Consider the following 22143-nt stretch of genomic DNA (forward strand, 5'->3'; position numbering starts at 1 on the left):
ACAGAGACTTTTGTCGATTTCGTCAAGGAAACCCATGCGCCTCGCTGCCCTGTTTTTGACGGTAAGCGTCGCTTTCGGAGCAGCTATCGCTTCATCCGCAGACGCCAGGATCTACGACAGCGTGGAAGTGCGCGGGTCCGAGTTCGTGCCGGAGCAAGATATCCGCATGACCTGTGGCACCGCGGCCGGCATCGATTATCTTGAATTCGAGCTCCGGGCCATCGAAGACTGCCTGATGTCAACCGGGGTCTTTGAAGCTGTTCAGTTGTACGAAGAAAACGGCTCGCTCATAATCGAAGTCGAAGAGATCGAGATGCGTCCGGGCCGGGTCGAGGGTGCGCTTTCCTACGACACCCAGGACGGGGCTGTGCTGAGTTTCTCCTTTGAACGTTACAACCTGTTCCCAGACACATTCGGCGCTCTCCATCTTGATTTGGGTCGCGAAACCCACCGCTACAGCGCTGCGCTCTATCGTGCCGACGCTTTGGGGCCGGCACTTGACGCTGGCATTGATCTGGAAGGCTATCGGACCGATTACGACGATTTGCGATACAAGGAGGACAGCCTTCGCGGCGACATCTTCCTTGCATGGACCCCGTCCGACCGGGTCCGGGCAGAGGTTGGGGCGGGCTACCGGGATCACCGCATGGAAGACGTCGAAGACGGAGCCAGTGAGTTGTTGCTGACAGAAGAAGCTTCGGTCGACGCCCCCTATCTGAGGCTGGCCCTGGACTATGTATCCCTGCTCGGAGAACAGCAAGATGAGCCGGAGATTCAGCCCGGAGTGTCGCTGCGGCTGGACCAATACTTCTGGAACATCGGCACGGATGATCCGCTATCAGACACACGGGCCGAGCTTGTCTATCGAATGCCGTTGTCACCTGACATGCGGGTGCTGCTTGGACTGAACGGCGGATATGTACAGGGGTTGGATGACAATGCCACCCGCGCCATTGATAGGTATTTCCCGGGGGCGAACACCTTCCGTGGTTTCGCGCCGCGCGGGATCGGACCTCGCGATGACGATGACGTTCTCGGAGGCAACAGGTTCCTCGTTGGGTCGCTTGAACTGCAGCGCGACCTGGGCGACCTGCTGGGCCATTCGCTTCGTGGGGGAATCTTCGTTGAGACTGGCGGCGTCTGGGGTCTTGACGACACACTGAACGGACAGATTGACGATGACTGGCACAGGCGCAGCACCGTCGGGGTCTCGGCCACGTTCGACGTCGCGAACACGCCCGTGTCGCTTTACCTCGCCCATCCCGTCGAGAAGGAAGCAGACGACAATGCCCAGTTGTTCGGTCTTAGTATAAGCGCAACCTTCTAGGTTGGTCGCGATGCGGTCTGTCGGCGTCGGCGCTTGTCCATCGCCTGTCTGAACAGTCGCATGTAGCGTGGCGCAACGGCTGGCAGGCTGAACTGAGCCGCCAAGGCTTGCGCCGCGCGACCGTAGCGATAGCGCCGGGCAGGGTCTTTCTGGAGAGCAAGAATTTCTTCGATCCAGATATCGTCATCATCCGGCAGAAGCCGACCGTTGATGTCATCAATTAGCAGTTCCGACGCGTAGCCCCTGTCCGGCGCGATGACACAGCCCCCGCGCCCCAGAATTTCGACAAGGCCCCAGTTGGCCACCCCGTACTGCAGGGGATACAGAAACAGATCCGTATCCATGACTTTTTCTGCGAACGCGTCGTAAGGCAGAGGTCCTGGAAACTCGATCCGGTCCGCAACGATCGGATATTCCCGCATCAGGTGATCGCGAAAGTTTTCGACATCGCCACCATATTTGCGCTGCACCCACTGTTCTTCATAGCCGTAGGTGGTAACGCCAGAACCACCAAGTGCCACGAACCGCGCGTCGACCCCCAGCCGCACAAGCCGGTCCACGAGTCGCACGAAGGTTTCAAATCCCTTGGAACTGGACAGATCTCGCGCCGCGAACCCAATGGTAAAGGGCGCAGTAGCGTCGTCTTTGATGGCACGTTCATCCACGGGTTTGATATCGAAGCCTTCGAGTTGCACCTCGATATTCGACTGCAGTGCCTGGGGAAACATCTGCTTCGCATGATGGCTGGGGCAAATCACGAGATCGCTGCGAAGCGCCTGGTGAAAATTGAGCATTTCGGTATTCTTGTCGGCCATGCGCTGCGCGTCATCAGGCGGGTATTTCGGGTCCCATCCGTGGCACCGGTAACTCGGGAACTCGATATAGCTTACTATCGCGGCGTCGATCTCGTCATACAGGAAGTGGGGTGCGCCCCACAGGGAATGGGCCACGATGACGTCGATAGGGCGTTTCTTTTCAAGTTCCTTGACTGCGTTGCGAAGCCCGCGCCCGATCCGTGCCGAGCGTTCAACCTTGGCCGAGTAGTAGTAGCTTTGATCGCCGATAATCTTGCCATCGGGCACAAAACTCAGGATATGATCCCCCTTGTCCTTGTTACGATCCCGATGCCCGGGCGTTGTCAGAAAGTAACTTTCCGCCATGCCAGTCGCCCGCAAGAATTCGCAGAGCCTTCCAAATTGTCCCGGATAAACGGCGCCTGCGAAGACAATCACTGGCTTGGACATTCGATGGACGTCTCCTTGTTTCACAGAACGCTATTGCACAAAGCAACAGTAGCGACCATTTCGCCGATGTAAATACTTTAGTATGTTAACTATACTTTCGTATTTAATAAATTGATCGACTGGTCTGATTGTCAGATGATGTTCTGATTGCGGGCGACAACGACTGCCTGTGTACGGTTGTTGGCTTCGAGCTTCGTGCAGATCGACTTGACGTGCATTTTCACTGTCGGCTCTGCCAATGACAGGCTCGCCCCGATCTCGCGGTTGGATTTTCCCTCGGCCAGCAGCGCCAGAACCGTCATCTCTCGTTCCGAGAGAGGCGTATCGGTTCTCTCGCGCATCTTTTGCTGCCGCTCTATCAGTTCGACTGGAATATAGCGTCCGCCAGATGCCATGAACCGTATTTCGTTGGCGAGATTCTTCAATGCCGCAGTTTTCAACACGACGCCCGCACCGCCCAAGGCAAGGATCTCCGTCACGATATGAGGTGCCGGATTGCTCGTCAGGATTCCGACAGGTTTGCCGTTGTTGTGCTCGATCGCCTTACCCAATCCGGATAGCCCATTCATTCCGGGCATGTTCAAATCAACCAGCACGAGATCGAAGCCTTCCTCGGCGTCAATCTTGGATATTGCAGCGTCAAGGTCTGGCGCAGTGTCAATCGAGACATCCTGGATATTTCCTAGGTAGTGCTCGAACATTTCCAAGATCATCGCATGGTCGTCTGCAATCAGAACCCGGTAGATTTGTGTCTCTTGTTTGTTCATCGAATCGGCTCTCTGCAAGTGATCATCATAAGCGTCAGACCGGGAAACATCTGAAAGATAACGCATTTTCCGTGGCCACTACCAAACTGCTCAAGGCTTGATCTTAGGCAAAAACTGCGACGACCTCCAACCAGCAATTATACATCTGGCCTGCGGCGAACAAGTCGGACCGGCGGAATCGGTGGTTTTGCGCGAGGTTTCTACCGCAGGGCGTCGATCGCCTCGGCAGTCTGCGACAGGGCGGTTTTCAATGCCTCCAAGAGCGGCGCGAGATCATGACCACCCCCCTCGACAACCAGTTCTACCGCGCGCAAGCGACACTCGATCAGAGCAAGACCTGTTAGCCCGCTTGCGCCCGTTGCCGCGTGAAGCTGGCGCCCCGTGTCCGGACCAACACCATCACGCTCGATTTCCTCAAGAACCGACAGTGCCTCGCGGCGCGCACGCTCCATAAAACCTATCGCGCCTTCGGTACCGAACTGATCGATCAAGTCGGAAACCGTTTCCTGATCGATTGGTGCCGTTGGATCCCCGGCCACGCGTCCCTTCCCGTTCGCTTTCCCTTTCGCAGGTACCGTTTCCGGCGTGGTCAAAACTTCGGACAGCGCCTTGCAAAGTTGCGCTGGACGTATTGGCTTTTCGAGAACCCGCAGCATTCCCGCCTCTCTGCACGCACTGCGAATGCGGTCATCGACATGTGCGGTCAGGCCCACCACGCTGCCACGCCAAGGCCCACGCAGTGGGGGCTCACCGTCACGAATGCGGCGTGCAAGATCGATACCGCTCATCTGCGGCAAGGTGACATCCGTGAGAACGACTTCTATGTCCTGCCAGGAGTCGTCCAGCAGCTTCAATGCTTCAGGACCGCTCGCCGCCGCCTTGACCTGCGCGCCAGCCGTCACGAGAATCCGAGACAGCCACTCCCGACTGGCCGGACTATCTTCAACCAGCAGGACATAGCGGTTCTTCAATGGTTGGGTTTCCGAAAGGATGGCCTGCGGTTCGGCCTCAATGCCCGCCGCTGACGCAGCGGGCAAGCTGAACTGAACGCGCAGCACTGTTCCACGTTCCCGGTCGGTGGTGTCTCCTGGTTGCGATCCCATGACGCCATCGCGGTCAAGGATTTCCAATTCACCGCCGAGCTGACGCAACGCGTGGGCCAAAACGTTCAGACCGGCAGACGGACGCGTGCCATCAGGGGCCTGACTGTCCGCCGGAGCCACTTGGCGGGGTTGCCCCGCCAGTTGCTCCAATCGCGCTCGTTGTTCCTTCGGTAGTCCACCGCCTCTATCGGCAACCTCCAGATACACGTTCCAGCGCTCGTCGGTCAGTTCCTCCTCAAATGCATCTGCCGGCAAGGGTTCGCATCGCAGTGTCACATCAACATGGGAACCACCGTACTTGACCGCATTGTCCAGCATGTTCTGGTACAGTGCGCGGACAAAACGCAGCGGGCCATGAAGTCGCAGATATTCGGGTGCCTCCAGGGTCAAGACCAGCTTCGTTCCCCGGCTTTCCGCAATGGGTTCAACCATTGCCAGCAGGCTGCGAAGTTCTTCGACGATTGAAAAATCTTCGTCAGGAAGCAGCCCTGAAACCCCCTGTTCGCCTCGAATGACGGACAAGACGTTGCTGATATGATCCAGCGCCAGATCCGCCGCTCTGCGCAATTTGGTCCGCTGAACATCAGCGCGTTGTACATCCTTTTGGTTTTCGCCAAGGGCCGATTCCGCCACCGCAACAAGGGACTGAATCGGCGTACGCAGGTCATGCGCCACACGCAACAACGTCGCTGACCGCGCGCGATTGCGGAGCCAGCTCACTTCACTTTCGCTCTCGGACAGACGTAGAAGAAAGCCATCAACGGGCCCGAGAGAAAGCTGTACAAGCTCACCCTCGAGTTTCAAACTTCCCACGACGGTCGAAACTTGCGCCACGCCTGCGCGTTTGGCGCGATCCCGAACACTGACCCAGTCGAGCTTCTCGACCAGTGAATCTTGGCCAAATCCTATTCGATTCGCCGAAGAATTTGCCAAGAGAACTTCGCCTGATGTTGTTGCCAGAACAGATGGGCGGCGGTCGGTTGCTATCAATTTGGCGATCGCCTGCAGCACCGGGCGGGTGGATGCTCGCATTTGTGCCACACCGGTGACAGTCGTGTCCCGAATCTCTTCCTGCGAGCCTGCCGCCATCAGAATTTTCCGTCCTCTCAAAATCAATCCTGCCCGGCGACTATCGCCGCGCTACTCATGCGCAACAAGAGACCATTTAACGTTGCGGGCACGAAGTTGCAGAATCTCGAACTTCAAGATTGACCCGCCAAAAGTATGTATGTAGGATACATACTAAAGACATACACAAGTACCTTAGCATATAACTGGCCTTCGGGCTGAAAAACGGGGAAAATTTCATGGCCACTCAAGCTATCCAGGCCGGTGCTGCAACGGAGATTACGATCAATGCCGGCCCCGACGATATTGCCCGCTACGTAAAATCCGGGGACAGCCTCGTCGTCGAGCTCGCCAATGGCGACAAGATTCTCGTCAATGATTTCTACACGCTCGCTGAAGGCGGCGCCGCGCATCGTCTGATGTTCGAAGATGGCACCTTCACGGGCGTCGAAGGTGTTATCAATGTCAAAGAAGGTGAAGCAGGGCTCGGCGCGGGCTTGAATGAAGAAGCTCTTGTCGCGGGTGCGGCTGGCTTGGGCGCATTGGGCCTGCTGGCGTCCAGCGGCGGTGGCTCCGACGACGATGACGATGACGATGAGCAGACGCCGACAGACGGGACTGACTCGACCGACGGAACCGATCCCACGGATGGAACGAACCCAACCGACGGGACAGATCCAACAGACGGAACCGATCCCACGGACGGAACGAACCCAACCGACGGGACAGATCCAACAGACGGAACCGATCCCACGGACGGAACGGACCCAACCGACGGGACAGATCCAACAGACGGAACCGATCCCACGGACGGAACGGACCCAACCGACGGGACAGATCCAACAGACGGAACCGATCCCACGGACGGAACGGACCCAACCGATGGGACAGATCCAACAGACGGGACAGATCCCACGGACGGAACGGACCCAACCGACGGGACAGATCCCGCGTCTGAAGTCGGCATCCTTGACCCGATCGTCGCGGATGACGGTGTGCTGGGTGCGGTGACCGGCAACGAAGGGGTGCTTGGCGATATCACAGGCTCCGACGGTCTGCTCGGCGAGCTTGCAGGGGAAGGCACGCCGATTGGCGAATTGTCCGAACAGCTCTTGGGGCAGCAGTTGCTCGGCGACGGCCAGATCACCCCTGAAGTCGGCCTGACCGACGCAGTAATCGCGGATGGAGGTCTGCTCGGAGATCTCACTGGTAACGATGGTGCGTTGGGTGACGTCACAGGATCCGAAGGCCTTCTCGGGGATCTCGTCGGCAACGAAGGATTGCTTTCAGACGTGACCGGAGCCGAAGGTTTGGTTGGTGAACTGACAGGTACCGGCCTGATGGGCAATGGCACATCGGACGACGAAGAGGGACCGCTGGACTCGCTACTAGGCGACGAAGGGCTATTGGGCGGAGTTCTCGGGGATGACGGTCCACTTGGTGGCCTCGTTGGCGGCGAGGATGGTCTGCTGGCGGGACTGACTGGTGAAGATGGCCCACTCGGCGGCCTCGTTGGCGGCGAGGATGGTCTGCTGGCGGGACTGACTGGCGATGACGGGCTGCTGGGGGGATTGCTCGGTAGCGTGACAGAAGGCGATGGTGGCTTGTTGGACCCGGCAATTGCCGATGGAGGCTTGCTTGGTGATCTCACTGGTAACAACGGCGCGCTAGGCGACCTTACCGGATCAGACGGCCTGCTCGGGGACGTCGTGGGGAATGACGGCCTTCTGGCCGATGTGACCGGGGATGAGGGTCTTGTCGGCAACCTGACCGGCAAAGGTCTTCTGGGCGAAGGCTCGGCCGAGGCGGAAGATGGCGGCATACTGGACGGCCTGTTGGACCCCGACACCGATATCCTGTCCACGCTAACCGGCGATGAAGGTCTGCTTGGTGGACTGATCGGTGGCGATGAAGGGCTTCTTTCGGGACTGACCGGGGAAGACGGCCTGCTCAGTGGCGCGCTCGGCGGTGAAGATGGTTTGCTCGCAGGCTTGACTGACAGCGACGGCGCCGTCGGAGGTCTTCTCGGTGGCGGCACGGCTATACTTGGCGAGATCACTGACGACAGCGACTTGCTCTCCGGCCTGGGCGGTGGTGAAGAAGTCTAGTTCAAGGACTTGCACTGCTCACACCCGATGCCCCGCCCATCCCCGGCGGGGCATCATTTTCTGGCTTTGCCGCAAGGCGCGGGTCAGCGACGGCGCGCCCCTTGCAGGGCGTAGGCCAGAACTTAACAGCGGGCCCCTTCGACATCAACGGACAGCCAAAGCCCCTGACTTTGTCTTTTGTTCTGTATGAGGATGCGATCAGAGCTATTTTTCTGCCGGCCGCAAACGGTGAGTGTGGATCTTGGAGTCAAGTTGGTACGCGAACCGCGTTCACCCGTCACGGCTCGTCTCGCGAGAAACAATGACGCCACGTTCGGTCAATAGATTTTCGGCTTCACGTAAACCGAGGCAGGTGAATGGCAGGCGCGAACACCATAGCGAACCGCGTGGTCAAGCAATCGAAAGCCTATGCTCTGTGACAATCTTCAGTGTTCAGCATGACAGTCAACTACCTGGTCGCTGCGGCATCAGAAACCTGACAAGACCCAATGAGCGCATTAAGGCGCCGCACGACGAGTTCGGCAGCCAAGCGCAACTGGCTCTGTCGCGGAATTCGTTACGTAGTAACTACAAGCTATCCTGCGGGTGCAGTTCTGCTGCGAGGTGAGCCAGGATTCGGACGGAGCACTCGCCGTTGTTGACGATCTGACGCTTACGGATCGTTTGAAGCGCCTCGGTTCCTGCGAGGACTGCCTGTGTAGCATCGAAGGACGTAAATCCTGAGCAACAGGCACATTAAGGGCAGCTGGCCGCAATCTTCAAAGTCCCGCAAACTTGATCCGTCTCAGCCTCTATAACCAGGCTGACTCGGGCGATGGGATGTAACGGATTCTGCTCAGTGCCCTATCATCGTTCTGGAACGGTACTGCCGAAACATCCCTGACGGATCGGAAGGGACACGAATTTCCAGTAGAGCCCGCCTTATTTTATTATATCATGAAATTGTCATATAAGGTAAGTATGGATGAGGCGGGTTCCCGCGGCGCCCGGAATAGGATTTTGTTTCAGGAGCGCACATGCCCCCACCTAAACACCACCACATCGGCAGCCAGGCTGCTTGTCCCAGCCGCAGGAACATAAATGGTAGACAGACAGCCTTACACCAATGACTCTTCAGGACTTTCCCGGACTTATGGACGACACACTTGCTTCGCAGCTTTCGACCCTCGGGCATTCTCACAGACTGGCGGTGTTTCGTTTGCTGATGCGGCGATACCCGGATGCGGTACCTGCGGGAGAACTGGCGGACGCGCTCGGGTTCAAGGCCTCGACGCTTTCCGTTTATCTCGCCGCTCTACGGCGGGCAGATCTGATCGAACAGCACCGGGAAGGGACGTCACTTCGGTATCGAGCGTCACTCAACGCCAGCGAAACAATGCTCCGGCTGCTCTTCGCAGATTGCTGTCGCAGCCGACCCAGCTTGTGTTCAAGCTTGCTTCGACCTTTGACGGAAGGATCTTCTCCAATGCCCGACCGTAAGTACAATGTGCTGTTTATCTGCACCGGCAATTCCGCCCGTTCCATCTTCGCCGAGTCGATTCTGCGTCAGGAAGCCGGAGACCGGTTCAAGGTATACTCTGCCGGAACCAAACCTTATTCGGAACTGAACCCCTTTGCGTTGGAGGTTCTGGAGCAAAAAGGGCATGATGTCTCCGCCCTGCGCGCCAAGAACATCTCCGAGTTCCAGGGAGCGCGCGCACCAGGGCTGGATTTTGTATTCACCGTGTGTAACCGCGCGGCAAATGAAGAATGCCCAAGCTGGGCTGGTCAGCCGGTCAGCGGCCATTGGGGCATGCCCGATCCGGTAAAAGCGGGTGGCACGGACGCGGAAAAGAGCTTGGCTTTCCAGCAGGCCTATGGCGCGCTGCGCAACCGCATCCTTGCCTTTACGGCCTTGCCGCTGGACACGCTCGACCGGATCTCGCTGCAGAAGGCCGTGGACGACATCGCGCAACAGGAATCGGACGCCCCCGCATGACCGTCTACGCGCTGAACGGGCTTGGCCGGATGGGCAAGCTGGCGCTACGGCCGCTTTTGGAAAGCGGAGCCGAGATCGCCTGGATCAACGACGCGGTGGGCGATCCCGAGATGCACGCGCATCTGCTGCAATTCGACACCGTGCATGGCCGTTGGCATGCGGCCTTCGCCCATGATGCGGACAGCGTGACCATCGATGGCACCCGGCTGCCCTTCATCGGGGCGACGGACCTGACCGCCCTGCCGCTTGACGGCGTCGACGTTGTCATCGACTGCACCGGTGCCTTCAAGAGCGAGGCGAAGCTGGCCCCCTATTTCGACGCGGGGGTGAAAAAGGTCGTGGTCTCGGCACCCGTGAAGGACGGGCCGACGGCCAATATCGTCCATGGGGTCAACAACGATGCCTATGATCCCGCCGCGCACCGGATCGTCACGGCGGCGTCCTGCACGACGAATTGCCTGGCCCCGGTGGTGAAGGTCATCCACGAGGCGATCGGGATCCGGCACGGGTCCATCACCACGATCCATGACGTCACCAACACCCAGACCATCGTCGACCGGCCAGCCAAGGATCTGCGGCGCGCGCGGTCGGCGCTGAACTCGCTGATTCCGACCACGACCGGCAGCGCCACGGCGATCACGCTGATCTATCCCGAGCTGACAGGCCGGCTGAACGGTCACGCGGTGCGGGTGCCGCTGCTCAATGCCTCGATCACCGATTGCGTGTTCGAGGTCGAACGCGAAACCACCGTCGAAGAGGTCAACGCCCTGTTCAAGGCTGCCGCGGAGGGCCCGCTGAAGGACATCCTCGGCTACGAGGAACGCCCGTTGGTGTCAGCCGATTACACCAACGACACGCGGTCCAGCATCGTCGATGCGCCCTCGACCATGGTCGTCAACGGCACGCAGGTGAAGATCTACGCCTGGTACGACAACGAGATGGGCTATGCTCATCGGCTGGTGGACGTGGCCCTGATGGTGGGGCAGTCCCTGTGACCGGCCGCGCCCGAGGCCTGTCCGCTTATATCGCGGTGACCGCGGCCTACTGGGCCTTCATGCTGACCGACGGTGCGCTGCGGATGCTGGTGCTTCTGCATTTCCACAGGCTGGGATTTTCCCCGGTGCAGCTGGCCTACCTGTTCGTGCTCTACGAGATCGCGGGGATGGTGACGAACCTTTCGGCGGGGTGGATCGCGGCGCGGTTCGGGCTGACCTCGACACTGTATGCGGGGCTTGCGATCCAGGTCGCGGCGCTGATCGCGCTGTCGCAGCTCGATCCGGCCTGGACGCTGGGGGTGTCGGTGGCATTCGTCATGCTGGTGCAGGGCGCATCCGGCATCGCCAAGGACCTGGCCAAGATGTCGTCGAAATCGGCGGTCAAGATCCTGGCGCCCACGGAAAGCGGAGGGTTGTTTCGCTGGGTGGCGGTGCTGACCGGATCGAAGAACGCGGTCAAGGGACTGGGCTTCCTGCTGGGCGCGGCGCTGCTGGCGACGCTGGGCTTTAGCTGGGCGGTCCTGGCGATGGCGGCGGCCTTGGCGGCGATCCTTCTGGCGGTGCTGGTGGCGATGCCCTCCGGCTTGCCCAAGGGCCGCAAGGGTACGAAGTTCTCCGAAGTCTTCTCGAAATCCGCGAAGGTCAACTGGCTGTCGGCGGCACGCGTGTTCCTGTTCGCGGCGCGCGACGTGTGGTTCGTGGTCGGCATCCCGATCTATTTCTATGCGGTGCTGTCGGACGGGACCGAGGCGGGCAACCGCGCCGCCTTCTTCATGATCGGGACGTTCATGGCGGTCTGGACCATCCTCTACGGCGCGGTCCAGGCCGGCGCGCCGCGGCTGCTGCGGGCCTCGACGCGGTCCGAGGCGGACCTGATCGGCGAGGCAAGGCGATGGGCCTGGCTTCTGTTCACCGTTCCGGCGGTCCTGACGCTGACGGCGCTGGTGTCCGCACAACCCACGGCCTGGCTGACGGCGGTGCTGATCGTCGGGCTACTGGCGTTCGGCGCGGTTTTCGCGGTGAACTCGTCGCTGCATTCCTACCTGATCCTCGCCTTCACCAAGTCCGAGCGCGTGACGATGGACGTGGGCTTCTACTACATGGCCAATGCCGGCGGGCGGCTGGCAGGAACAATTCTGTCAGGCCTGACCTACCAAGTGGGCGGGCTGCCTCTGATGCTTGCCACCGCGACCGCAATGGTCGCGTTCAGCGCGATGGCTGCAGGACGGTTGCGCGACGATATTAATCCAGCCCTGCCCTAGAATCTGCGTCTTGGTCGCCTGCGCGATGCACCAGTTTGCCGCTGCGAGCCCTTCGGTCAGAATCGGTCAACCGGTAGTTTAAGATAGTGACGCCCGTCGACCTCCGCGGCAGGAAGACGCCCGCCACGCAGATTGATCTGGAGCGCGGCTAGGATGCGGTCGGGCAATGCCAGTGTAGCGTCCCGGTCTTGGCGGCGCTTGATCCAGACATCGCGGTCAGAACCCGACTTGACGTGGGTATTTTCGGCGAGGTGCTGATCAACCGTTGCTTCCCAAGCTGGTTCGGAGCGGTCCGAGGTGCCGTAATCATGGCCGACGAACAGCCGAGTGTCGCCGGGAAGGGCAAGGATTGCCTGTATCGAGTCCCACAGTTCCGCCGTATCGCCGCCCGGAAAATCCGAGCGCGAGGTGCCAACATCGGGCTGCATCAGCGTATCATGGGTGAAGGCCGCGTCGCCGCAGACATAGCTGATCGAGCCCAGCGTGTGGCCCGGTGAAAGCATCACCCGCATCTCCAAATTGCCCACTGCGAAGGTCTCACCTTCAGCGAACAGCCGATCAAAATCGGCGTCGGGATCGAAGGCATCTGGCAGGTTATAGATACCGGCCCAGATTCTGGCGATGTCGCGCACCTTTTCACCGATGGCATTCGGCGCGCCAGTGCGTTCCTTCAGATGTGCCGACGCCATGACATGGTCCGCATGCGGATGTGTGTCGAGTACCCATTCCACCGTCAGGCCGTTTTCGCGCACGAGGTCCAGGACCTGATCCATGCTTTCGGTTGAGAAGCGATAGTGCTTCGGATCGAAGTTCCAGACGATGTCGATCAGGGCTGCCTTCTTCGTTTCCGGATCGGCGCATATATATTGAATCGATCCCGTATCGGGTTCGTAAACCCCCCAGACATCGGGACTGCCTGCACCGCGCGAGGGCGAGTGGCGGACAACGCGTTCATTCAGCTTGCTCATCGGACAATTCCTTTCGATGCCAGGATGCTCAGATTCTTGCCATACGAGCCCAGCCAGAGGCCGACCAACATCATTGGCAGGAAAACGAGAATCCCCGATGACAACAGCGGCAGCGCCGTCCAGGCGGGACCGGGGCAGAAGCCGCCGATCCCCCAGCCGATTCCGAACAGGGCAGCGCCAACGATCAGCGGACGGTCGACTGACCTGTCGCAGGGTAAATCAAACCGAGCTGAAAGGAGTGGCCTACCACGCTGCCAGGCCAGACGGTAACCGAGATAGGTAACCAACATTGCACCCCCCATGACGAAGGCGAGGCTCGGATCCCAAGCTCCGGCAAGGTCAAGAAAGTTCAGCACCTTGGCAGGGTTCGACATCCCCGAGATCACGAGCCCCAGGCCGAAGATGAGGCCACTGACAAATCCAAGAAAATTGCGCATCAGAAGCCTCCCAAGACATGACGAAGGACGAAAACCGTGGCTATGCCGCTGGCCATGAAGGTCAGGACCGCAGCCAACGAACGGGACGACAGACGCGCCAACCCGCAGACACCGTGCCCGGAGGTACATCCGGAACCAATCCCGGTGCCGAGGCCGACGAGAAAACCTGCCAGGGCCATGCCCACCAGGTTGTCCGAGACGGTTTGCTGGACCGTGCCTCCGATCAGCGCGTAGACCAGTGGCGCGGCGACTAGCCCTGCCAAGAAGGCAATGCGCCAGTTGCGGTCGCTCGGTGCGCGGCCCATGGGCACCACCGCGCCAAGGGCGCCGTTGGTGATGCCAGCGATCCCGGCGATCTTGCCAAAAAGCGCCATCACCATGACTGCACTAAGCCCGATCAGCGCTCCGCCTGTCAGCGACGCCCAGGGTGTGAATTCTGTGACGATAGTTGGACCCATATCTGGACTCCTGAGATTGGGGCGGGCGTCTTGTCTTCACCCAGCTCGCGGGTTATATATGATGCATAGCTAAATAAGGCAATACTAATATAATGAAGAAGAATATTTCGGATTTGCGCGTCGCCGCACTCGAGGAGCGGGCCGAGTATGTGGCCGAGCGCTTGTCGCTGGTCGCAAACCCGAAACGGCTGTTGATTCTGTGTGAACTGGTCAACGGCGAGATGTCTGTCAGTGCGCTCCAAAGTCAAATAGGCTTGAGCCAGTCCGCGCTTAGCCAACATCTCGCACGGCTCCGCGAGGCAGGCATGCTGGCAACTCGGCGTGAGGCACAAATGATCTACTACAGCATCGCCGACCCGGAACTTGAGGTGCTCATGGCAGCGCTCTATGACGCCTTCTGCCGGGAAACGTGACAAACGGAATATTCAACACCAGAAAAGGTACAGATCAGCTTCGGGTGAAAGCGTGTATTTTACAGCGCAGAGCAATCTTCAAAACAATCTTCGCGCGGCCGTCTTAGCCCAAGTGGTAAATACGGCGCGGCAAGTGCAGCGCCGATATTGCGCAGCTGCACCGCGGCAGGCCAGTTCGAAGCCCCTTGTCCCAATTCACGAGATCGCAGCGAGCGATCAATATGACGTGCCTCATCCACGGCAATGTCGTCCTTGCATTCATCGTTTGCCGACTCGAGCCGAACGGGATGCAAACTGCATGAGCCGCTTGAACTTTGGACAGTCCATATGCGTCTCCGCTGGGCAATCGGCCACATGTCGAAGCGCATCGCGCAATCGCGTGAGATCACGGATCTGTTCGTCAAGCGCATCGGCGCGCAGGTGCAGTTCGCCGCGCGGCAACTGCGGGGTTCCGTCCTTTGCGAACATCGTCTTGATATCTTCCAGCGAAAACCCAGCCATCTTGCCCAGCAAGATCAGGGCAAGCTGCGTCACCACCGGCGGGTCGAACTGCCGCCTGAGGCCGTTCCGCGCGACTGACTGTATCAGCCCGATTTCCTCGTAATAGCGCAGCGTCGAAGGAGGAACGCCACTTCGCCGCGACAATTCCCCTATATCGATAAGTTTCATGGTTGACCTCAAGTTGACTTGAATTGGCAAGATAGGCGCTCACTGGCAATCAAGGCAAGAGAACAGACATGATCAACACGCCAAGAGCCCGCACACCCCTTCCCATCCTGATTACCCTTGCCGCCGCAACACTGACCGCTTCCTTGGGGATCAGTGTCGCCTCAGTCCTGCTTCCGACTCTGACCCGCAGCTTCTCGGCGACGGTTTCAGACGTGCAATGGGTCATGCTGGCCTATCTCATGTCGACTACCGTCGCCATCGTCTCGGCGGGACGGTTGGGCGACCTTTTCGGTCATCGCCGGGTACTGAACCTTGGCCTTTTCGTCTTCGCTGCTGCCTCGGCCCTGAGCGCGGTGGCGCCGGGCCTTGGTCTGCTGGTCACCGGACGGTCTTTGCAGGGGCTTGCCGGGGCAATCCTGATCGCACTGCCTATGTCGCTTGCGCGTGACCTTGTCCCCGAAGAGCGGATGGGCACGGCAATGGGACTGCTCGGCACGACCTCCGCCGCCGGAACCGCGCTTGGGCCCTCCCTCGGCGGGATGCTGTTGACATGGGGCGATTGGCGGGTGGCTTTCTGGCTCCTCACGGGTCTTGCGACTGTAACGCTGATCTTGTCGATTACGTCGATCCCCCGGGTTTCGGTGCAGGGCAGGGCATCCTTCAGGGATCTGGATTGCCCGGGGACCTGCCTGCTGGTGGTCGCGATCGCGGCCTATGCCCTCGCAACCAACGGTGGGGGCACCGCAGTTCCGGTACCGCAGGCCGGGTTGATCTTCAGCGCCTTGGTCGCAATCACCCTTTTCGTGTTTGTCGAGGCCCGTGTAGCGACGCCACTCGTACCGATTACGTTGCTGAGTCACCGTACGACAGGCATCGCGTTCATCATGAACCTGCTGGTCGGCACCGTCATGATGTCGACACTGGTTGTCGGCCCATTCTTCCTGGCCTTTTCATTGGGGCTGAATGAGGCGCGCATCGGAGTGGTTCTGGCGGTTGGGCCGTTGGTTGGGGCGTTCTTTGGCATTCCCGCAGGTCGCCTGACGGATCGCTTTGGCGCGAGGCGCGTGATGGTCGTCGGTCTGACGCAAACCATGTTTGGATTGCTATGTCTGGCCTACTTGCCACTATACTTAGGCGTTGGCGGGTATGTAATCGCGTTGATCTTGCTGACGCCGGCCTTTCAATTGTTCCTCGCGGCCATCAATACCGCCGTTCTGGCCGATGCTTCGAAGGAACAGCGTGGTCGGCTTGCTGGTTTGCTCGGCCTCTCGCGCAACCTTGGCTTAATGACAGGGGCCTCCGTCATGCCCAGCTTGTTCGTGGCTATTCTAGGCAAGGCAGATGCCGCGCAGGCACGCCCTGCGGATGTTGCTCATGCGTTTTCCATGACCTTCGCGACCGCGGCGGGTCTGGCGCTGGTTGCAGTGGGATTGGCGGTCTACAGCCATGCAGGACGCTTTCGCGAAGCACCTGATCCAGCCGAATAACGAAGCCGAGATCGATCCACCATGGCGCTTTACATATAACTTGCACCGCAACGGATGGCAGTAGTTGCGCAGATATGTTTACTGATCCGCGCCTACGGCTCCCAACAAGTCCCGCGCGATGCGTTCAAAAATGGCTCCGCCGATAGGGATCAGGTCATCGGGAAAGTCGTAATCCGGATTGTGCAGGGAAGCATGATCTTCGCCCGATCCCAGACAAAGCATGGCGGCTTTCGCGCCCCATCCAAACACGCCGAAATCTTCTGACGCGCGCATGGGAAGGTTTTCCTGACCGTGCGGCACACCAATCGCGTCCAGCGCCCTTGTTGCAACCCCGTAGGCCTCCGGATCATTCACAGAAGCTGCAAAGCGATCGTGGATTTCGAATGCCACCCCCAGCCCAAATTCTCCTGCCACGGAAGAGGCAAGGCCTCGTGCCGACATTTCGAGGCTTTCCATACTTTCATCACCTGCTGTGCGCAGGGTGGCGAAAAGTTCTGCTTCGCCGGGGGCGATGCCGAAAGTCGGTTCCCCCAAATTAGCGTGGGTTATGGTCACCAGGCGAAAGTCATCGTTTCTTGGGCCACCTTCCCCTTGGCCGAGAGCGCCCAGAGCAGGGATCAACTTGGCAACCGCCAGCGCCGGTGAAACACCATCCTGCGGATCGGCAGCATGAGCTGTCTTGCCGCTGAGCTTGATCTTCAACCCCAGTGAAGCACAATTCATCAGCCCAACACGGGTCGAGACGAAACCAAGCGGACTCCCGGGTTTGTTGTGGATCGCGAAGGCCCAATCTGCCTTGATTTCGTGATAGGCCGGATCGGTGACGACCGCTCTCGCGCCGCTTCCGTCTTCTTCTGCGGGTTGGAACATCAGAACGGCACGACCGCGTCCGACCGTCTGGCGCGAAAGCATACGCCCCAAGGCAAGCAACATTGTCATATGGCCATCATGGCCGCAGACGTGGCTTGTTCCCGCGATCTCGGACGACCATCCGATGACATCGTTACGTTCTTCGATCGGGAGTGCGTCAAGTTCAGCACGAAAGAGAACAGTCGGGCCGTCCTTGCCGCTGTCAAATATGGCAGCCACACCGTGACCACCCAATCCGGTCAGTATACGCGTGGGAGACATCGGTTTCAGCGCAGTGACGATCATTTTTGCGGTTCCGGTTTCTTCACCAGACACCTCCGGGCGACGGTGAAGAGCTCGGCGAAATGCTGTCAGCTCGATCAAGTCACTATTTGTCAGCATTCTTTACTCTGCTTCCGAATTCCGCCCCGCCAATTGCACGATTACCGAAACATCGCGGGCAACAATAGCCCAACCCTTCACAACAAATTGCAACCATCGCGTCATAATGATCCGACATCAGCGCAAGTGCTGCGAAAGCCTATTTTGTTCGCCGACCTTCGATCACCCGCAGGAAATCCCGTAGCCGAACAAAACATTCTCGGTCAAGGTAACATGTTCCGCACGACAGATAGGCGCCCCTGGGTGCGTCTTCGGCCAAGGACCCGTCACGACAAAGCAATACGCCGCGCAGGTACGTGCTCACCGGCCAACCCTTGACCTCCATACCTTCATAGGGTGTGTAATCGGCCCCGAGGTGCAGATCCGCCTGCCGGATCGTGCGGAGGGCAGACCTCAGGTCATAGGGAGGCTCTGTAGGGTCAATGTTCAGCCCGTGCTTCTTCCATTGCTCGATCAGGATTTGAGACGCACGCAGGCTGTAGAATGTCCGGACCTTGTCCACCCGTTGAAACTTCGCGACATCCGTTTTCTCTGGGCGAACCGGGCTCGATGTATGCGGCCTTTGTGCTCATGGCAGCAACCCGGTCCCGGACTGCCCATGAAACGCATTCTGGGCCGTCGCACGTCGGAAACCAGCGCTGCAAACCCTATGATGTCAGGCGGTGCGCTGGTCGTCGTCTCCGGCGACTCGGATCGCACGGCACCCGGCCATAATAGTCCACGGCCGCGCCGCCTTGCGACGTCCCATTGGGTTTCGCATAACGGCCCAACATCGGCCTCAACCCGCCAAATGGCTGCGTTGGCCCGGGAATTGTCGCGGGTGGGCGCCACCTGACAAAGTTGGTCACATGGCGTATCGCGCGGACCGACGTTTCCATCGATTGGTCGACTTTGCTGTTGACGCCTGGGCGCGGGGTCCAATACGAACGCATTCGCCGGTTCTTGCCCGTTTTCCACCGGCGTGACACATTCCCATGAGACGGCTTGCTGAGGAATGTGATTTATGGCCGGTTTTCTTCTGAAGAACGCCGATAGCATCCTGACGATGGATGATGAGCGTAGCGAACTCAGCAATGCTGATATGCGGGTTCGTGACGGGGTGATAGTGGAGATTGGTGTCGACCTGAAAGCTCAGGACGAGATCGAGGTGCATGACGCGCGAGGCTGTGTCGTGACTCCCGGACTGGTGAATACACATCACCACCTGTTTCAATCGCTGACCAAAGCCGTGCCGGGTGGGCAGGATGCGCTGTTGTTCGGCTGGCTTCAGACCCTCTACCCGATATGGGCACGATTTGGACCGGAGGAGATATTCAACTCGACCCAGATCGGGCTCGCGGAACTGGCGCTGTCGGGCTGTACGCTGAGTTCCGATCATCTCTACCTGTATCCCAACGGCGCACGTCTGGATGACAGTATTGCGGCAGCCAGAGAAATCGGTCTCCGCTTCCATCCCACGCGTGGTGCGATGAGCATCGGCGAAAGCGACGGGGGCTTGCCACCGGACAGCTTGGTGGAACGCGAGGCGATGATCCTTGAAGACTCCATCCGTGTCGTCGATGCGTTCCACGATGCCACAGAAGGTGCGATGATCCGCGTTGGTCTTGCGCCTTGCTCGCCCTTCTCAGTTAGCCGCAACCTGATGCGTGATTCCGCGCTTCTGGCGCGGGACAAGGGCGTAATGCTGCATACCCATCTCGCCGAAAATGACGAAGACATCGCCTATTCGGAGGCAAATTTCGGATGTCGACCCGGACAGTATGCCGAAGATCTGGGTTGGACCGGACCAGATGTCTGGCACGCGCATTGTGTGAAGCTCAACGGGCAGGAGATTGATCTTTTTGCCAGAAGCCGCACAGGGATCGCGCATTGTCCCTGTTCCAACTGTCGTCTGGGAAGCGGGATCGCGCCCGTGCGCCAGATGCGGGATGCAGGCGTCAATGTCGGGCTTGGGGTGGACGGTTCTGCCAGCAACGACTCGGGAAACCTGATCCTGGAGGCGCGACAGTCCATGCTGTTGCAGCGTGTCGTCAACGGGGCTGATGCCATGTCCGCCCGCGAGGCGCTAGAAGTTGCCACGCGCGGCGGCGCTGATGTGTTGGGCCGCCCCGATTGCGGCCGGCTCGCCGTTGGCAAGCGCGCAGATATCGCCGTGTGGGACGTAACGGGCGTGGAAAGTGCGGGAAGCTGGGACCCGGCGGCCTTGCTTCTGGCAGGTCCAACACGGGTCAAACATTCCTTCGTGGAGGGACGACAAGTCGTGCGCGACGGTCATATCACCACGATCGATTTGCCCAAGGCCATTGAACAGCAAAACACGCTCGCCCATAGCCTTCAAGCGTGAAGCTTCTCGAGAGGTGACACAAAGTGGCTTGCTGGCGAGCAGGAGGTTGGAACTTTTCAGCCTGCGCGCAACACAACGGCCTTTGACACGAAACGCTTGAATTCTTAAGGGGCTACGACACGATCCAGAACTATTGCCCTGCTCGTAGATAGCAAGCCTGTTCATCATTTTCCGCCCATGAACGGGTTCACCTCGAATGTCATCGGGGGGTTGTGGCGTAAATCAGGCTTCCATCATCCGACTTTCCGGATCGGTGGCCGAAACCTGTCGTGCGATGAAATACAACGATCCGTCGACCTCAGAAGCACAGGGCTTTTGCGACCGCCGCATACGTGGCAAAGGTTTGGGAATTGACTCTCGAAGGACGCACCGTGCCACAACAGACCGCAAGAGTTCCGTACGCCATCACCATTATGTCGGTCATTATAGTACTGGCAGGTTGCTCGTTGCCCCGTCGTCATACCGAGCAGGAATGTATGGAACGCGCGATATTCTTCGAGTCCCACCGCTCAAGTCGAGATGGCATGATTGCTGTCGGGAGTGTGGTGATGAATCGCGTAGACTCGGATCAGTTCCCAGACACGGTGTGCGGTGTTGTCAGCCAAAAGAGACAGTTTGCGCCGGGCGTTATGACGCGCAGAATGAAGTCCAAAGCCATGCCTGATGTCACCGAGGCCGCAAGTTCTGTCCTGAGCGGCGAGCGCCATCCTTATATCCAGAACGCAACATTCTTTCACGCGGCAAGTCACAGCTTTTCGTACAACAACATGCACTATGTGCTCACGACTGGAGGCAATGCGTTCTATGAGAAACGCGACAGTCAACTTGTGACACGGCCAAATCCGCCGCGCCCGATCGAAGGCGTTACCTTCAGATAGGATGAAATTTACCTGTCGTTTGCCACTGGCTTAGACGGAGATCACGAAACTGCGTCTGGCTCCGGTATGAGATCGCCAGATGCGCGCCGCGGCGCATAGAACAGTAGTCGCGGCTCAGAAATAGTTCGGCGCTAAATCTGACGGGTTTGTCTGTTGAACAAGGCCCAGCGATGTTTGTTGATCATCATACATCTCCCTGACCGCTCCCGGATTTGCTACAACCGGGTATTATTCAAGGCAGCTCCGATAAACGGCCGAACCTCGAAACACGCTCCGCTTAACAGTGTGAAATTTTCACAACAATCGAATGACGGCATTGCCCGTTTGCACAAAGGTGACTAACCGACCCCATGGGTTTCGAATGTGGGTCGAATGTCTCTAATCCTTGAAAACGTAGTAAAGAAGTTCGACGGTACCACCGTTGTGAACAGCGTCACGGCTCGGCTGACGGATGGCGAGTTTTTTGTTGTGCTTGGTCCATCGGGATGCGGGAAATCGACGCTGCTGCGCCTCATCGCGGGGCTGGAACAGGTTGATGAGGGAAAGATTGCGTTAAACGGTGCGCAGGTCTCCGGGGTGGATCGACATGTCCCGCCTGAACAGCGACAGGCTGGCGTGGTGTTTCAATCCTATGCGCTATGGCCTCACATGACGGTTCGCCAGAACGTGGCTTTCCCGGCCGAAGCCGCAGGCATGGGGCGCGCGCAGATTGCAGACATCGTTGAGAACAGCCTGAACACGGTTGATCTGATGCCCTTCGCAGATCGCTTGCCCGCGTCGCTGTCTGGCGGGCAAAGGCAGCGGGTCGCGCTGGCGCGTTGCCTTGCGGGTGGTGCCCGAACGGTTCTGATGGACGAGCCGCTCGCCAATCTCGATCCGCATCTGCGTGGACGTATGGAAGCCGAAATTCGCCGTTTTCATAAAGATGCTGGCGTTACGACGCTGTACATTACCCACGACCAGCGTGAAGCGATGGCTTTGGCGGATCAGATCGCGGTGATGTGGGGTGGTCGGTTCCTTCAGATTGCATCACCGCAAGATATCCATGATCGACCGGCCACCGAAGAGGTCGCACGATTTATTGGCAGGGCCGCTGTGTTGGCTGGGACGGTGAAGGAAAACCGGGCCGATCTCGGCCCGGTTTCCGTTCCGTTGGACAGGGGGCGGAATGGCCCGGCGCGCGTCGTGATCCGGCCCGGCGATGTCCGGCTTGGGCAAGGTGTGCCTGCACGCTTGGAAGATGTGTTCTATCGCGGCGGATCATGGGAAGCGATGGCGTGTGTCGAAGGGCTGGCGGAGCGCGTGCCCATCGCATCATCCCAGGTCTTACGATCCGGTGAACTGGTGCAGGTGACCCTGACAGGCGGATGGATCCTGCCGAACTGA

The 22143-nt window shown here is 59.1% G+C and carries 19 protein-coding genes; 10 read left to right on the forward strand and 9 right to left on the reverse strand.

The features are described 5' to 3' along the window. Window positions 1–34 precede the first annotated feature (34 nt). On the forward strand, window positions 35–1327 hold the full coding sequence (locus FPZ52_RS12790; protein ID WP_240804443.1) for a BamA/TamA family outer membrane protein: 1293 nt from the start codon (window positions 35–37) through the stop codon (window positions 1325–1327). Here the strand turns inward: FPZ52_RS12790 and FPZ52_RS12795 are convergent. From FPZ52_RS12795 to FPZ52_RS12805, 3 genes are all read right to left on the reverse strand, one after another. After that, window positions 1324–2487, reverse strand: a complete 1164-nt coding sequence (locus FPZ52_RS12795) for a glycosyltransferase (RefSeq protein WP_338052819.1) — start codon at window positions 2485–2487, stop codon at window positions 1324–1326. The genes FPZ52_RS12790 and FPZ52_RS12795 overlap by 4 nt on opposite strands. A 215-nt stretch (window positions 2488–2702) precedes the next feature. Beyond that, window positions 2703–3338, reverse strand: coding sequence for a response regulator transcription factor (locus FPZ52_RS12800; RefSeq protein ID WP_146365991.1), 636 nt, complete (start codon window positions 3336–3338; stop codon window positions 2703–2705). A 200-nt stretch (window positions 3339–3538) separates the two neighbouring features. Next, complete coding sequence (locus FPZ52_RS12805; protein WP_146365992.1) at window positions 3539–5530, reverse strand: hybrid sensor histidine kinase/response regulator; 1992 nt, start codon at window positions 5528–5530, stop codon at window positions 3539–3541. A gap of 218 nt (window positions 5531–5748) precedes the next feature. Here FPZ52_RS12805 and FPZ52_RS12810 point away from each other — a divergent pair, with 218 nt between their 5' ends. The 4 genes from FPZ52_RS12810 (at window position 5749) to arsJ (ending at window position 11852) form a co-directional block, all read left to right on the forward strand. After that, entirely contained in the window at window positions 5749–7617 is a 1869-nt protein-coding gene (locus tag FPZ52_RS12810) for a BapA prefix-like domain-containing protein (RefSeq protein ID WP_146365993.1), read from the forward strand. A 1132-nt stretch (window positions 7618–8749) separates the two neighbouring features. Continuing rightward, window positions 8750–9595 carry an arsenate reductase/protein-tyrosine-phosphatase family protein gene (locus FPZ52_RS12815; RefSeq protein ID WP_146365994.1) on the forward strand — a complete coding sequence of 282 codons (846 nt, stop codon included), beginning with the start codon at window positions 8750–8752 and terminating at the stop codon, window positions 9593–9595. Continuing rightward, entirely contained in the window at window positions 9592–10590 is a 999-nt protein-coding gene (locus tag FPZ52_RS12820) for an ArsJ-associated glyceraldehyde-3-phosphate dehydrogenase (RefSeq protein WP_146365995.1), read from the forward strand. Before FPZ52_RS12815 ends, FPZ52_RS12820 begins: the two co-directional genes overlap by 4 nt. Further along, window positions 10587–11852, forward strand: a complete 1266-nt coding sequence (gene arsJ, locus FPZ52_RS12825) for an organoarsenical effux MFS transporter ArsJ (protein ID WP_146365996.1) — start codon at window positions 10587–10589, stop codon at window positions 11850–11852. The genes FPZ52_RS12820 and arsJ overlap by 4 nt, the downstream gene beginning before the upstream one ends. Before the next feature lie 56 nt (window positions 11853–11908). Here arsJ and FPZ52_RS12830 read toward each other — a convergent pair whose 3' ends face one another. From FPZ52_RS12830 to FPZ52_RS12840, 3 genes are read right to left on the reverse strand one after another with little or no spacing between them, the layout of a single operon-like run. Continuing rightward, window positions 11909–12820, reverse strand: coding sequence for an MBL fold metallo-hydrolase (locus FPZ52_RS12830; protein ID WP_146365997.1), 912 nt, complete (start codon window positions 12818–12820; stop codon window positions 11909–11911). Further along, window positions 12817–13257, reverse strand: a complete 441-nt coding sequence (locus tag FPZ52_RS12835; RefSeq protein ID WP_146365998.1) for a DUF6691 family protein — start codon at window positions 13255–13257, stop codon at window positions 12817–12819. Before FPZ52_RS12835 ends, FPZ52_RS12830 begins: the two co-directional genes overlap by 4 nt. Next, window positions 13257–13715 carry a YeeE/YedE family protein gene (locus FPZ52_RS12840; RefSeq protein WP_146365999.1) on the reverse strand — a complete coding sequence of 153 codons (459 nt, stop codon included), beginning with the start codon at window positions 13713–13715 and terminating at the stop codon, window positions 13257–13259. Before FPZ52_RS12840 ends, FPZ52_RS12835 begins: the two co-directional genes overlap by 1 nt. A 92-nt stretch (window positions 13716–13807) precedes the next feature. Here FPZ52_RS12840 and FPZ52_RS12845 point away from each other — a divergent pair, with 92 nt between their 5' ends. Beyond that, the gene (locus tag FPZ52_RS12845) at window positions 13808–14128 is read left to right on the forward strand and encodes an ArsR/SmtB family transcription factor (RefSeq protein WP_146366000.1); all 321 of its coding nucleotides are present in this window, start codon (window positions 13808–13810) and stop codon (window positions 14126–14128) included. A gap of 258 nt (window positions 14129–14386) precedes the next feature. On the opposite strand, the gene FPZ52_RS12850 is transcribed toward FPZ52_RS12845, so the two are convergent. Next, entirely contained in the window at window positions 14387–14797 is a 411-nt protein-coding gene (locus tag FPZ52_RS12850) for a helix-turn-helix domain-containing protein (RefSeq protein WP_146366001.1), read from the reverse strand. 68 nt (window positions 14798–14865) lie between these two features. On the opposite strand from FPZ52_RS12850, the gene FPZ52_RS12855 reads away from it, so the two are divergent. Beyond that, window positions 14866–16284, forward strand: a complete 1419-nt coding sequence (locus FPZ52_RS12855) for an MFS transporter (RefSeq protein WP_146366002.1) — start codon at window positions 14866–14868, stop codon at window positions 16282–16284. A gap of 78 nt (window positions 16285–16362) precedes the next feature. Here FPZ52_RS12855 and FPZ52_RS12860 read toward each other — a convergent pair whose 3' ends face one another. Both FPZ52_RS12860 and FPZ52_RS12865 read right to left on the reverse strand, forming a co-directional pair. Continuing rightward, window positions 16363–17535, reverse strand: a complete 1173-nt coding sequence (locus FPZ52_RS12860; protein WP_146366003.1) for an amidohydrolase — start codon at window positions 17533–17535, stop codon at window positions 16363–16365. 139 nt (window positions 17536–17674) lie between these two features. Beyond that, on the reverse strand, window positions 17675–18037 hold the full coding sequence (locus FPZ52_RS12865) for a hypothetical protein (protein WP_146366004.1): 363 nt from the start codon (window positions 18035–18037) through the stop codon (window positions 17675–17677). 501 nt (window positions 18038–18538) lie between these two features. Here FPZ52_RS12865 and FPZ52_RS12870 point away from each other — a divergent pair. The 3 genes from FPZ52_RS12870 to FPZ52_RS12880 all read left to right on the forward strand — a co-directional run bounded on the left by FPZ52_RS12870 (window position 18539) and on the right by FPZ52_RS12880 (window position 22143). After that, on the forward strand, window positions 18539–19879 hold the full coding sequence (locus FPZ52_RS12870; protein ID WP_146366005.1) for an 8-oxoguanine deaminase: 1341 nt from the start codon (window positions 18539–18541) through the stop codon (window positions 19877–19879). Between the two features lie 413 nt (window positions 19880–20292). Beyond that, complete coding sequence (locus FPZ52_RS12875; RefSeq protein ID WP_146366128.1) at window positions 20293–20757, forward strand: cell wall hydrolase; 465 nt, start codon at window positions 20293–20295, stop codon at window positions 20755–20757. A gap of 372 nt (window positions 20758–21129) precedes the next feature. Beyond that, window positions 21130–22143, forward strand: coding sequence for an ABC transporter ATP-binding protein (locus tag FPZ52_RS12880; RefSeq protein ID WP_146366006.1), 1014 nt, complete (start codon window positions 21130–21132; stop codon window positions 22141–22143).

It is taken from the genome of Qingshengfaniella alkalisoli (genome assembly GCF_007855645.1).
Lineage (GTDB): Bacteria > Pseudomonadota > Alphaproteobacteria > Rhodobacterales > Rhodobacteraceae > Qingshengfaniella > Qingshengfaniella alkalisoli.

What these genes read in the sequence shown, in the direction of transcription:
- FPZ52_RS12810 (WP_146365993.1), top strand. Translation starts at nt 5,749, where the DNA reads ATGGCCACTCAAGCTATCCAGGCCGGTGCTGCAACGGAGATTACGATC.
- FPZ52_RS12850 (WP_146366001.1), bottom strand. Translation starts at nt 14,797, where the DNA reads ATGAAACTTATCGATATAGGGGAATTGTCGCGGCGAAGTGGCGTTCCT.
- FPZ52_RS12805 (WP_146365992.1), bottom strand. Translation starts at nt 5,530, where the DNA reads ATGGCGGCAGGCTCGCAGGAAGAGATTCGGGACACGACTGTCACCGGT.
- FPZ52_RS12795 (WP_338052819.1), bottom strand. Translation starts at nt 2,487, where the DNA reads ATGGCGGAAAGTTACTTTCTGACAACGCCCGGGCATCGGGATCGTAAC.
- FPZ52_RS12840 (WP_146365999.1), bottom strand. Translation starts at nt 13,715, where the DNA reads ATGGGTCCAACTATCGTCACAGAATTCACACCCTGGGCGTCGCTGACA.
- FPZ52_RS12830 (WP_146365997.1), bottom strand. Translation starts at nt 12,820, where the DNA reads ATGAGCAAGCTGAATGAACGCGTTGTCCGCCACTCGCCCTCGCGCGGT.
- FPZ52_RS12870 (WP_146366005.1), top strand. Translation starts at nt 18,539, where the DNA reads ATGGCCGGTTTTCTTCTGAAGAACGCCGATAGCATCCTGACGATGGAT.
- FPZ52_RS12800 (WP_146365991.1), bottom strand. Translation starts at nt 3,338, where the DNA reads ATGAACAAACAAGAGACACAAATCTACCGGGTTCTGATTGCAGACGAC.
- FPZ52_RS12860 (WP_146366003.1), bottom strand. Translation starts at nt 17,535, where the DNA reads ATGCTGACAAATAGTGACTTGATCGAGCTGACAGCATTTCGCCGAGCT.
- FPZ52_RS12845 (WP_146366000.1), top strand. Translation starts at nt 13,808, where the DNA reads ATGAAGAAGAATATTTCGGATTTGCGCGTCGCCGCACTCGAGGAGCGG.
- FPZ52_RS12855 (WP_146366002.1), top strand. Translation starts at nt 14,866, where the DNA reads ATGATCAACACGCCAAGAGCCCGCACACCCCTTCCCATCCTGATTACC.
- FPZ52_RS12875 (WP_146366128.1), top strand. Translation starts at nt 20,293, where the DNA reads ATGTCGGTCATTATAGTACTGGCAGGTTGCTCGTTGCCCCGTCGTCAT.
- FPZ52_RS12790 (WP_240804443.1), top strand. Translation starts at nt 35, where the DNA reads ATGCGCCTCGCTGCCCTGTTTTTGACGGTAAGCGTCGCTTTCGGAGCA.
- FPZ52_RS12835 (WP_146365998.1), bottom strand. Translation starts at nt 13,257, where the DNA reads ATGCGCAATTTTCTTGGATTTGTCAGTGGCCTCATCTTCGGCCTGGGG.
- FPZ52_RS12880 (WP_146366006.1), top strand. Translation starts at nt 21,130, where the DNA reads ATGTCTCTAATCCTTGAAAACGTAGTAAAGAAGTTCGACGGTACCACC.
- FPZ52_RS12815 (WP_146365994.1), top strand. Translation starts at nt 8,750, where the DNA reads ATGGACGACACACTTGCTTCGCAGCTTTCGACCCTCGGGCATTCTCAC.
- FPZ52_RS12820 (WP_146365995.1), top strand. Translation starts at nt 9,592, where the DNA reads ATGACCGTCTACGCGCTGAACGGGCTTGGCCGGATGGGCAAGCTGGCG.